Source organism: Fibrobacter sp. UWR3, assembly GCF_900143055.1.
In the GTDB taxonomy this organism is placed as follows: Bacteria; Fibrobacterota; Fibrobacteria; order Fibrobacterales; family Fibrobacteraceae; genus Fibrobacter.
In genome coordinates, this window is record NZ_FRCW01000005.1 from 20505 (window position 1) to 32883 (window position 12379).

The 12379-nt window shown below is 52.3% G+C and carries 10 protein-coding genes; 7 read left to right on the top strand and 3 right to left on the bottom strand.

The features are described from left to right. Positions 1–273 precede the first annotated feature (273 nt). Positions 274–1086, top strand: coding sequence for a hypothetical protein (locus BUA44_RS07715; RefSeq protein ID WP_072810510.1), 813 nt, complete (start codon positions 274–276; stop codon positions 1084–1086). Between the two features lie 89 nt (positions 1087–1175). After that, a complete protein-coding gene (locus tag BUA44_RS07720; protein WP_255370488.1) occupies positions 1176–1433 on the top strand; it encodes a zinc ribbon domain-containing protein in 258 nt (85 codons plus the stop codon). Positions 1434–1436: 3 nt separating this feature from the next. On the opposite strand, the gene BUA44_RS07725 is transcribed toward BUA44_RS07720, so the two are convergent. Both BUA44_RS07725 and BUA44_RS07730 read right to left on the bottom strand, forming a co-directional pair. After that, on the bottom strand, positions 1437–5420 hold the full coding sequence (locus BUA44_RS07725) for a response regulator (RefSeq protein WP_072810514.1): 3984 nt from the start codon (positions 5418–5420) through the stop codon (positions 1437–1439). Further along, a complete protein-coding gene (locus BUA44_RS07730; protein WP_072811029.1) occupies positions 5417–6487 on the bottom strand; it encodes an HD domain-containing phosphohydrolase in 1071 nt (356 codons plus the stop codon). Before BUA44_RS07730 ends, BUA44_RS07725 begins: the two co-directional genes overlap by 4 nt. A gap of 219 nt (positions 6488–6706) precedes the next feature. On the opposite strand from BUA44_RS07730, the gene BUA44_RS07735 reads away from it, so the two are divergent. Together BUA44_RS07735 and BUA44_RS07740 are read left to right on the top strand one after the other, a co-directional pair. Next, positions 6707–8590 (top strand): glycoside hydrolase family 43 protein, encoded by a 1884-nt coding sequence (locus BUA44_RS07735; protein ID WP_255370489.1) that lies wholly within the window; start codon positions 6707–6709, stop codon positions 8588–8590. 9 nt (positions 8591–8599) lie between these two features. Further along, entirely contained in the window at positions 8600–9634 is a 1035-nt protein-coding gene (locus BUA44_RS07740; protein WP_072810516.1) for a hypothetical protein, read from the top strand. On the opposite strand, the gene BUA44_RS07745 is transcribed toward BUA44_RS07740, so the two are convergent. Then, on the bottom strand, positions 9542–10243 hold the full coding sequence (locus BUA44_RS07745) for a beta/alpha barrel domain-containing protein (protein ID WP_072810518.1): 702 nt from the start codon (positions 10241–10243) through the stop codon (positions 9542–9544). The genes BUA44_RS07740 and BUA44_RS07745 overlap by 93 nt on opposite strands. Positions 10244–10322: 79 nt before the next feature. Between BUA44_RS07745 and BUA44_RS07750 the strand changes: the two genes are divergently transcribed. From BUA44_RS07750 to BUA44_RS07760, 3 genes are all read left to right on the top strand, one after another. After that, complete coding sequence (locus BUA44_RS07750; RefSeq protein ID WP_143151909.1) at positions 10323–10514, top strand: hypothetical protein; 192 nt, start codon at positions 10323–10325, stop codon at positions 10512–10514. A gap of 8 nt (positions 10515–10522) precedes the next feature. After that, positions 10523–11695: a GTPase HflX gene (gene hflX, locus BUA44_RS07755; RefSeq protein ID WP_072810523.1), complete on the top strand. Its 1173-nt coding sequence runs from the start codon at positions 10523–10525 to the stop codon at positions 11693–11695. Between the two features lie 64 nt (positions 11696–11759). Beyond that, positions 11760–12374, top strand: coding sequence for a phosphatidylglycerophosphatase A family protein (locus BUA44_RS07760; RefSeq protein ID WP_072810526.1), 615 nt, complete (start codon positions 11760–11762; stop codon positions 12372–12374). Positions 12375–12379 lie beyond the last annotated feature (5 nt).

A 12379-nucleotide genomic window follows, 5' to 3' on the forward strand; every position in this document is an offset into this window, starting at 1 on the left:
AAAGCGTGCAAAACGAGCGTCGCGAAATTATGCTTGCATAATTTCATGACCGAGTGAAGCCGCGGACGCAGAAAGCGTCAATCGCGACCGGTTAATACCGGTCGCTTTTTGCTCACAGTTTTCCTGTCATCCTGGAGGTCGCGCAGCGACCGATAGGATCCAAAGCAAAAAAGCTTAGAAGCCGCACGGGTTAAACCGCGCGGTTTTTTGTTGTCTTTCCTGCTGGATTTTCATTTGAAAAAAGATATATTTAAGGCAAATTAAGGAGTTACCATGTTTTCATTCCGTGCCAGCAATTTTTTCTGTTTGATTCCTGCCGCCATTTTTGCCTTGAATGATGCAGCTTCGGCAAACACGTGTACGGATGCCGTCTATCAGAACCAATCGCCGATGATGTTCAATCGTGAAAGCTTCGTTCGCGTTGATTCAGTTTATATAAACGATGACAGCAGCTCCTGGAAAGGGAAAAAATATATATACAACAATGGAATTATTGAAAAAGTCCGTGCGGATTTCAAGAATGAAAATCATGCACCCGCCTTTTGGATTTTTTACAATGATACCAACGAGACCGTATTGAAGAACGAAGGGTATGAATACATCGTATCTGGAGAAAAAACACAAGATACCTTATTGTATGATATTAAAACGTATTATAAGGGAAAATTTGAATATACTCAATTAATTAGGATTGCTCCAAATTATTTAAGTGAAGAACTAAAAAATTCTTCTTATTCAGAACTATTGGAAATGTTTTTCAGAAACGATTCTCTTATTGATTCAAGAACTGTAAACTATAATACTGATTCTTCAAGAACAGAAGAAAGATTCTATGTTGCGGATCTAGATGATAATTATAAATGTGAACTATACGATGAAGAAAATAATCTTCTATCTACTTTTTTATACAAGCCCGGCGAAAATGGATTCTCTATAATACAATCTAAAGGGGATAATTATACTGAAACCTATTTTATAAATGTAAAACAAAATACAACCTCTATCCGCAAGACTCTCAAGCCCGTCAAAATCACCCCCAGGGCCCGCTATTTCGATCTGCTCGGTCGTTATAAATTCACGAAATAAACGAAGATGCCCGCCTACATGCTCACTACAAGCCGCGGGCATGACAATGCTATCCTCCATCATCCATTATCAATTATCAATCATCAATTATGTACTGCCCTCACTGCCACTCCGAATTAAAAGACGACGCCACGTTCTGCCCACATTGCGGGAGCGACGCCGATACCGGCTGGAAGGAAGGCGCAGAATTTACCGACCTCGAAACGCCGGATTATGATGAGATTTTGGAAAACGAGTTCGGCGACGACCCGGACAGTCCCTACACAAAAAAGAAAAAGGCGAACCCGCTCGCCATAGCGGCCGCCGTTATCGTGGCACTCGCGTTTATCGCGGCAATGATTTTTTAGAATCTACCCTACTGTTTTTTCAAGTTCGGCAAGCGTTTCAGCCGCCTCGCTGAATTCATAATCATCGACCTGGTTCACAATCTTCTGCAGTAGGGCATCCACATCCTTCGCAAAGGCGATGCCTTCCAGCGTATCCAGGATTCTCTTGCACTGCGTCGAAGAGCAGGAGTCGAGAGCGCCCTTGAGGCCTGCAATCGCATTCTTGAGTTTCTCTAACGCCTGCGGGTCTTCCTTCTTCTGCACGGGCTGCGTCTGTTCTGTATCAAGATCGTTCAGCACCACATTCAGGTCTTCGATGAGGTCATGCAACGCCGCCTCGAATACATTGTATTCCTCGAAATTCTGCTGCTTTTGCGAGAGCGTCGCCTCCACCTTGGCGCCGAGCGACTGCACATGGCTAGAACCGATTGTACCGCAGAGCCCCTTGATGGTATGCGTAATGCGGGTCGCTTCCTCGAACTTTGCCGTCTCGATAAGCTTGCGGAGTTCAAAGTTGTTGCCGCTGTAGTCACGCACGAACCCGTGCAGGATTCTCAGGTAGATATTCTTGTTGCTGTTCGCGTGATACAGGCCTGCCGCCGCATCGAAGTTGCGGACCTTCGAGAACTGCGCAACAAAATTCGATTCATCTTCGCTCAGCTGGTTGTTCTCAGCAATGACGGTCTTTGCAGGCGCTCCGGAACCCTCAGCAGCAATCGGCAGATACTTGGCCAAATCCTCGTAGAGGAGCGTCGGGTCGATAGGCTTTACGATATACGAGTTCATGCCGGCGTCGTAGCATTCTTCCTTGTCCTTCTGGAAGGCGCGCGCGCTCATCGCAAGAATCGGGACCTTCTTGAAATATTCCTCTTCCTTCGCGCGGATTTCCTTCGTGGCGGTAAGGCCATCCATTACAGGCATCTGCAGGTCCATGAGCACGAGGTCGAACGAATCCGGCTTGAGCAGTTCCAGAGCCTCCTTACCGTTGTTCGCAATCATCGTGGTAAGGCCCACGCTGTTAAGGAGCGATACGGCAAGTTCCTGGTTCATGAGGTTGTCTTCGACCAGGAGAATCTTTGCGGGCTTGAAGTAAACCTTGCGTTTTTCCTTCTTTGCCACCTGCTGGTAAGTGAGTTTGAGCCCGATGGATTCCTGGAGCGCGGTAAGCACGGAACTTATCTGCGGGGGCTTGGGCAGGCAGCTGTTGTAGCCCAGCATGAGCGCCATTTCGTGCTCGCTTTCCTCAAAGTGAAGCGGATGCATGAGAATCTTCGGGATAATCTGCATCTTTTCGGGAATGCCCTTCGCAAAATCAAACCCGGTTTCGAGCCCCATCTTGTAATCCACAAGGAAGTAGTCGTACGGGGCCTCACCCGCTTCTTCGTGTGCCTGGATTAAGTCGAACGCCTCTGCGGCAGAGCATGCCTCTTCCACGACGCAGTGGAGCTTGGTAAGGATATGCCGGAGTACCGCACGCATGTTCGCGCAGTCGTCTACGAGCAGCACGTTCTTCCCATCGAAGGAATGGACGGATTTCCACTTGGGTTCGCCCGCATTCGGGGCAATCGGGAGCGATATGCTGAAGAAGAATCGCGAGCCCACTCCGGAGGTACTTTCCACCTGCATCTTGCCGCCCATAAGTTCCACGAGCGACTTGGAAATAACAAGCCCGAGGCCGGTACCGCCGTACTTGCGGGTGGTCGAGCCGTCCGCCTGCGTGAACGCGTTGAATAGCCTGCCGAGCTGTTCGGGTGTCATGCCGATACCCGTGTCCTTCACGCTGAAGGCAAGGCGCACGTTCTTCTCGGTGATGTTCTCGAGTTCCACCTTGAGGGTGATATCGCCCTTCTCGGTGAACTTTGTGGCATTGTTCACGAGGTTCGTAAAGATCTGCGAAAGCCTGAGCGGGTCGCCCATCAGGATTTCTGGGATATCCGGGTCGACATCGACAATCAGTTCTATCGGGCGGCCTGCAATGCGCACTTCGGCAAGGGCAGCCACCTCGCTGATGACGTCCTGCAGCACGAACTGCGTAACCTCGAGTTCCTGCTTCTTCGCCTCGATCTTCGAGAAGTCGAGAATATTGTTGATGATGCCGAGCAGGGACTTTGCCGCATGGCTGATACGTTCCACGAACCCGCGCTGGCGTTCGGAAAGGTCGGTTTCGGCAATGAGGTGAGCCATGCCGATAATCGCGTTCATCGGGGTACGGATTTCGTGGCTCATGTTGGCAAGGAACTCGCTCTTCGCCTGGGTTGCCTGTTCCGCAATCTCGCGGGCCTCGATAATCTCGGAAATATCCGTCATGGAGAACATGTAGCCCACAACGGCCTCTTCGGCCTTGAGCGTTACCGCCTCGCCGCGGAACCAGATTTCACCACGCCCTTCGTTCGAAGGCATCATGAAGGAATCCTTCCAGGTTTCTCGGTCGCGGAAGGCCTTCACCAGTTCCTTCATTACGTTGTCGGGAATGCCGCAAGTCGAAAGTTCGGTAAGCGAGAGCCCGAGAAGTTCGCGCCAATCCTTCTGGAAAATATCGCCCAGCTGCTTCGACATGTACTTAATATGGAGCGTACGGTCAAAAATCATGAGGAGCGAACGGTCCGCCGATAGCATGATGGTATCGAGGATGGTATCCTTCTGGATGCCGCTCGTGGCATCGTCAATCATGAACAGGTAGCGGATACTGCCGTCGTCTTCGGAAAGGAACTGGAAGAAGATGCTCCACCAGTATTCCTCCCCCTTCGAATTCTTGACCATCACGACCGTCTTGCGTTCGCTCGGGTGAAGTTCACCGCCCAGGGCAACGTGATGCGCAAATTTCTTGAACTGCTCCGAAGATATGTATTTCCAGAGGACTTCGCCCTTGATGTCTTCCATTCCGCCGGTGAAGAACTCCACCACGTTGCTGCTCGCCTGCAGAATATCGAAGGTTTCGTTCGTGAGGATAAGCGTCATGTTCGGGCTCGAAAGCAACGTATCGAAAAGGGTACTCGAGCTCACGCTATCCTTAAGGTCTTTTTCGATAAACCGCTTGAAGAGGATTCGTGCCAATAGCCCCGCAAGAGACATGAGCACGATGACCGCAAGGATCAGCGCGAGCCTAATTCCCTTGAAGCGCTCGCTAAACTTCGCCACGACGGAGTTCTGGTGCAGAATACGAACAACGTAGTACGGATTCTTCTTCATGGCAGAAACCATGAACACAAAACTCTGGCGATGGTTGTTCGTCTTTTCGAAACGGAGCACGTTGCCGTTCCCGTACATCAGAAGCGAATCAACGTCGAACTGGCTCGAAATCATATCGAGCAGCGTCGCGATGCTGTCAAGGTCAATCTTGCCGAGGTTCGACTGTTCCGGGTAATGCGCAATAAAGTTGCTGTTGTTGTCGAGCAGGAGGATAACTCCACCCTCCGTCCTGTCTACACCCTCGCTCAAGGAATTCTCGATAATTTCCAGGTCAACATCCTCGGCGACAACGCCCTTCACGTTGTTGTTCTTGTCGCGGACCGCCTGAGAAATCGTAATGACCTTCTTGTTTATTGACTTGCGGTACGACGGCCCCGTTATGGCAATCCCCTTGTTGCGGGACGCCTCCAGGTACCAGTCCTTGGTGCGGAATTCAGATACACCCTTGTCGAGCGCAATGCCACGCGCACTGATGTATTCGCCATCGGAGGAACCGAAGAACATATCGACCATGTCGTCCTTTTTCAGGACGCGCTTCGTGAGCAGCGATTTAGCGTTCTGCTTGGTTACCGTGCCCACATTGGAAATGTACTTGGCAAATTCCCCCTGACGCTTGTTTATGATGGATTCACACGATTCCACGGTCTTGTGGAGCATCATTTCGGAACTGCTGTAGGCCGTAGAAACGAGCGTATTCTCGAGATAGAAAAGGAACGCAAAGACAAGCATTACCGTCGCGACTACGAGCGGTATCGTGTAGACAAAAGAAATACGCCAGCTGAGCTTACGGCGCTTTGTATTTGCCAGGTTTCTTGTCAATTCGCATTTTCCTTGAACTGTTCGTAAAGCTTGGGCAATTCATCGGCGATAGAAAGGAAGGCATCAACCACTTCCGGGTCGAACTGCGTCCCCTTTTCGCGTACAATTTCATCGACGGCAACCTTGTGCGGGTAAGGGTCCTTATACGGGCGTTTCGACACGAGGGCATCGTACACGTCGGCTACCGCCATGAGGCGCGCTCCCACGGGTATTTCTTCGCCCTTGAGCTTGTTCGGGTAACCGAGACCGTCCCAGCGTTCGTGGTGCGCAAGAGCAATATCCGCCGCAATCTTCACCATCGGGTTATCGTGCAGTTCCTTGGTGGCATCCATGAGCACGTCGTAACCCATCTTCGGGTGCTTGCGCATAATTTCGCGCTCCTGCTCGTTAAGCCTTGCGGGCTTGCGCAGGATTTCATCCTCGATACCCACCTTGCCGATATCGTGCAAGGGGGCCGCCGTCGCATAGAAATCCACGTACTGGCTATTCGGAATAGCCTGCGCGTACTTCGGGTTGTTCATCAGGACTTCTGCAAGCCTCTGCACAATAATCTGCGTGCGCTTGATGTGCTCGCCCGTTTCGGGGTCGCGGAATTCCGCAAGCGAACCGAGGCTCGTCAGCATCACCTTGAGGGTCTTACGCAGGTCTGCGGTACGTTCTTCCACAAGGTCGTGCAGGTGGTCGCGCTGCCGCTTGTATTCGAGCTGGTTCTTGACGCGCAAAAGCACCAGATGCGGGCTAAACGGTTTGCCGATGTAGTCGACAGCACCCAGGTCAAGCCCAATCTGCTCGCTCTCGCTATCCGACTTTGCCGTCAGGAAAAATACGGGAATATTCTTCAGATCCTCGTGCGTACGCATTACCCTCATGGTCTCGTAACCGTTCATTTCGGGCATCATCACGTCGAGCAAAATAAGGTCCGGGTGTACTTTTTCGGCAATTTCGATTGCCTTGCGCCCGTTTTTCGCAACAAAAACATCGTAATGTACAGATAAAACGCCTTCCAGGACCTCAATGTTGGTCTTGGTATCGTCAACTACAAGTATCTTGGCTCTAGCCTGTTCCATATGCCCAAATATATGTTCAAAAAACAAAATAAGACAGCCTGTTTTATTCCAAAGTGGAATAAGGGAAAAAACGTAATGCCTTGACAGTCCTAGTTTTATTACCAAAAACTTACTTTATTATCGCGTTTTACGTTGATAATTTGTAAATACAAAAAACTGCGACGGGGATTACGCCAAATTGAATTAAATTATATTAAAGAGCGAAAAAAGGAGTCCAAGATGGCCAAGGTTTGGGTAAAAAGGGAAATTATAGCGCTTCTTTTTTGTGCGGGCGCTATTTCTGCACAAGTCGATGTTACCCCCTTCTGGCGCTCTGTCGATAGCGTTAGCCGGAGCCTGGGCAACTCGGCCAACGACCTGTATACCGACCTCACCCTCCTCGATACCATAAAGATTGGCGGGGAAACCTTCCCCATTACGTGGAAAAGCAGCGACACGCTGTTCCTCACCCACGACGGCCATATCAACGGCAGGTTTGTGGGTGAAAACAAAGAAGTGACCCTCACGGCGACCGTTCACGACGGCCTGAGCACAAAGACGCAGGACGTTTCGTTCAAAGTTTCCATCCACGGGTACGAGCCCTATTCCAACTACCTTTTCGCATATTTCCCGGCCAACGACAACGAGAATATCTACTACGCACTGAGTAACGACGGCTACAGCTTTACCGCCATGAACAACGGAAAGCGCGTGGTGAGCGCCGACACGGTAAGCATCAAGAAGGGGCTCCGCGACCCGCACGTGCTGCGCGCTCCCGACGGCTGGTTCTACATGGTGAATACCGACATGAAGAGCGCCGAAGGTTGGGCCAGCAACCGCGGCATGGTACTCATGCGCTCCCGCGACCTCATCAACTGGAAGCACGCCACCGTACATTTCCCCGACAAGTACAAGGGCAAGAACTTCGCGAACGTGACCCGTGTCTGGGCCCCCGAAACGTTCTGGGACGACACCTACGACAACGGAGACGGCACCAAGGGCCGTCCGCTCGTGTACTTTTCGCTGTTGACCAACGATGGCACCATCCCCTACGACAAGGTATTCTTCGCCTACTCGAACAAGGACTTTACCGATTTGGAAGGCGACCCGCAGCATTTCTTTGACCGCGGAAAATCGACCATCGACATGGACATCGTCTACAACCCGGTCGACAAATTCTACCACGCCTTCTATAAGAACGAGGGCGACGGCGGCATCTGCAAGGTGACCGCAAGTTCTCTCATGCCGAAAAGTGGAGCCGCCAGCGGTTCGCAGTGGAGCAAGCCGAGCAAGGCCCTGCAACAGACGACCGAAGCCGTGGAAGGTGCAGGAGTCTTCAAGCTCATCAACCAGAATTCCTGGGTGCTCATGTATGACTGCTACATAAACGGGCATTACCAGTTCACGAGCAGTTCCGACCTCGAAAACTTCAAGTTCGTGCAGGATACCAAGACGAGCGGCGCATTCACACCCCGCCACGGGACAATTCTCCCGGTTACCGCCGAAGAGACCGCAAAACTCATGAAGGCCTTCCCCACCCCGGACTTTGAACCGCGAGTGATTGACATTCCGGATTCAATAGGCGTGTGCGACGGCAAGAAGGTGGTTGGCCCGTGCAGCGGCACGAAGATTATTCCCTATGTGAAGGTCGATGATGGCGGTTGGAACGAAACGCTCGACCTGAAGGTCGCAAAGGGCGCCACGGTGCAGTTCGGCCCGCACCCGTGGGACGGCAAGCTCTGGAGCTGGGAAGGCCCGAACGGATTCAAGTCCACCACCCGCGAGAACTCGCTCAAGAACGTGGACGGCGACTTTAGCGGTTACTACACCGTCGTTTATACGAACGAGACCGGATGCAAGAGCCGGGCGAGAATCAAGCTTGTGGTAGACGACCCGGACAAGCCCTATGTGGAGCCGGACACCACTACGATTGACACTGGCAAGACAGATATTGCAGGCAGTATCGCGCGCGACCTCAATTTTGCAGGCAAGGTCGTCCGCACGGAATACTTCAGCGTAAACGGCCAGATGCTCAAGGCCAGACCGCGCGAACAAGGTGTATATATCCGAAAGGAAATTCTGGATAATGGGATGTCGAGAATTTCAAAGATTAGCATAAGGTAAAAAAGCATAATGATTTGCCCCAAATGCAAGCGAAAATACGAAGACGACATGCCCAAGTGCCTCTGGTGCGATGCACCGAACCCGAACTACGGGAAAGAAGAAATCCCGGAACAGGATACTGCCCCCGTAGTGGCAACATCCGCAGCGCCAATCAAAAAGGCAACCGAAAAACAAGTTGAAAAGCCGTCAAGACCGCATTCCCATCACAAGTCAAAGGAGCCCGGCCTTAAAATATTCTGGTTAGCACTCCTCATCGGTTTTACCGGTGCTCACTGTTCTAGCAGCGGCCGAAACCTTCGCGGTGCACTTTACCTGATTTTCGGTGGACTGACATACAGAATCATTTACCTCATCCTTCGGAATAATGGACTCACGATCCCAGCCGCGGTATGTGCAATCGCTTTTGTCGGCTACGCATTCATTGTATTCCTTTTCCTGAAGGATGTGTGGAAAATCTCGCTCGGCAAGTACAGGAACAGAAAGACCGGCAAAAAATACGAGTCGAAATCGTGGATGCACGCATTGGCCCTCATTTTCACAATTATCCACGCTGTAATGCTGAATTTCGACGGATATTCTACCTACGAGATTGTATGGAACAGTGGTGAACGGGTTACCGCCAAGATGGAACTGGCTGTCGAAGACTACATGCTGGCCCAAAAGAACTATTTTGAGCAGACCGGCAAAATCGGCGACGTAAAGGAGATCCGCTACATGAGCGGATCCGTCAAATGGAACGGACAATTCCTATACAGAATGGACGGGAATGGTCTTAGAGTCAAATACATGACAAGTTACCATTGCCCGTACAAAACCGAATGGCGGATTCACCCTGTCCTCCACAATGGCGCCCTCGATTGGGAAATTACACTCCCCGAAGACAGCCGGTGCAACGAATTTGCGCACCAACTCGTGAGCCTCAAGGAATCCCTGAGCAACGTGCCCAAGGAATCAGAGCCCGCCGCAAGCACGCCCGAGCTTGATAAAGGCGTTGACGGGGTCGGCGTAGTTCCAGATACCACCCAGCACGGAGATTCCCTGTAAAGGGAGTTTCTTGATATCGTCCAGGTTCTCGTGATCGATGCCCCCGAAGGCGATGACCTGCGGGGGTATGTTTATTTCGGGCATTTTGCGGGTCGTATCTTGCGCGGAACCTTGACGTTCATCGCAGGCCGTGTCGTGCGCGGCGAGTTTATCCGCAATGCACGCGATGCCGAGTATTTCGACCGGCTCGTAGATGGACTGCGGTTGGAAAACGGGCCCGACAAGCGCTCCCGCCACCCATTCCGGCAGAGAATTGAGTTGCTCCAGATTGCGACAGACCGCAATGCAGTTCACGCGCTTCCATCGTTCCGGGACATCTTGCGCAAGGAGGGCGGCATCGCACACGCATCCGCGCACTTCCAGGCGCTCCGCCATATCGGGTGTACCGCGCACCCAGATGCGGTCGCGGAATTCCATCGGGAGGGCCATGAGCCAGCGTTCATACTGCGCTTCGGTCGCATACCGTATTGCACCGCCAGCCAAGTCCTGTGCGGACCCCGGCACGCGCTTCTGGAGAATGAGCCTCGTGAGCCCGCGCTTGAACATCTCCTCGATGTCGTCGAACTCGGAGCTAAAATCGTCGAGGCATGTCGAAAGCCAAAGCCGCATGACACGAATATAGTTTTTTGCCCGCAACGGAAACGCACCGGAGATGCGCGCGAGCATTGAGATTTATTATATTCTGCGCATGGCCGATATGAACGACAAAAATATTCAGGACAAGAATGCGCCAGACGCAGCCAGCGCATGTCCGCAGGACAGTAATGCGCCGGGCAACAACGCGCCGGATTTCGCGAAACTCGCCGATGCCGCCTCGCCCGAAGGGAGCAGCATCAACAGCGAGGATTACTGGTTCCTGAAACTGAACGGGAATTGCTGACCGCATAGATGAAACAGCCCGCAGAACATAAACAGGAAAAAGAACGCTGCGTTCTCGTAGGGATATGCACCCCGAAGACACGCCCGTGGCTTGTATCTGAACAGGTAGCGGAACTCGGGCGCCTCGCGGAAACTGCGGGCGCAGTCGTTACCCGCAATTTTATCCAGCGCGTGCAGAATTTTAGCCCGGCCACCCTCATTGGCGAAGGCAAGGTGAACGAGGTCAAGCGCGCCCTCGAAGAAGACAACGCGAAGATGGTCGTATTTGACGACGACCTCTCCGGCTCGCAGGTCCGTAACCTGGAACAGCGCCTGCCCGGAATAAAAGTGCTCGACCGTACGGGGCTCATTCTTGATATTTTTGCAAAGCATGCCATAACCGCAGAAAGCCGCCTGATGGTGGAAGTCGCGCAGTTGCAGTACATGATGCCGCGGCTCACCGGTGCGTGGACGCACCTATGCCGCCAGCACAACGGCGGCATCGGCACCAAGGGGCCGGGTGAGACGCAGCTGGAAACAGACCGCCGCATGATCCGCAAGCGCATCCAGGAACTCAAGAAGAAACTCGAAAAAATCGAGGATGCCCGCGAGAGCCAGGCCGAAAACAGGAACGACATTTTTCACGTGGGTATCGTCGGCTACACGAACGCCGGAAAATCGACCCTCACGAACCGCCTCACCGGCGCTGACGTCTATGTAGAAGACAAGCTGTTCGCGACCCTCGACAGCACCACGCGCAAACTTTACCTGGATGGCGAGAACATCATCCTCAGCGATACTGTCGGGTTTATCCGCAAGCTCCCCCACAACCTCATCGAGACCTTCAAGAGCACCCTCGGGGTGGCAGCGCATGCCGACTGCATTCTGGAAGTCGTAGACGGGAGTGCGCCGGATTACCTAGAACACCTGGAAGTGACGCACAAGACGCTCGAAGGCATCATCAGCAAAGACACTCCGCGCATCCGCGTGTTCAACAAGGCCGAAATCTGCGACGAGGCCCGCCGCACCGAGCTCTTGCAGAACTACCCCGATGCCATCCAGGTAAGCGCCCGCGAAAACATCGGCATGGAGCGTCTGCGCGACGCATTCAAGACGCAGCTTGCCGCCTGGAAAAAGAAGCGCGAAGCACATGAAGCAGCCGAAAAGAAAAGGGCAGAAATGCCGTGGCCACCGGAGGGATGATTCACTCCGTTCAGAATGACGAACAACTAATGACCATTGACTATTGACCAAGAACTAATAATCCATGAACAAGGAAGAACTGAAAGAGAAATACGGGAAGAAGCGCGTACCGCACGAATGGCGCAAGACGGACTGGTTTACCACGCTCGTCGTGACATTTTTCGGCTCGGGAATGAGCCCGAAGGCTCCCGGCACCATGGGCAGCCTTGCCGCAGCGGTTGTGGCCTACCCCATGGCCCTTGTCATTTTGCTCCTAAGCGATCCGTCCTGGTCAAGGACTACCGAATGGTCAATTCCTTGTTTTAGCTTTTATTGGGATGGATTTTTTATAGAACCATTTTTTATCAACGCCGCCCTATTCGTCTTTTTTGCGGCAATCCCATTCGTGAAGAAAGCGATGAAAGATACCGGCACCGAAGACCCCGGCTGGATTGTCATCGACGAAGTCTGCGGGATTTTTATGGCGCTCGCCTTTGTCCCATTAGAATTCATTATCGCGCAACCTTGGATTCTTGCAGTCGCATTCGGACTGTTCCGATTCTTCGACATTTTAAAACCGCTCGGCATCCATAAAATGGAAAAACTCCCCGGCGCTTGGGGAGTCATGGCCGATGATTTGCTCGGCGGACTTTATGCAGGGATCGTTATAGCCATTGGGTTTATCATCGCTATAAAATAGCGATG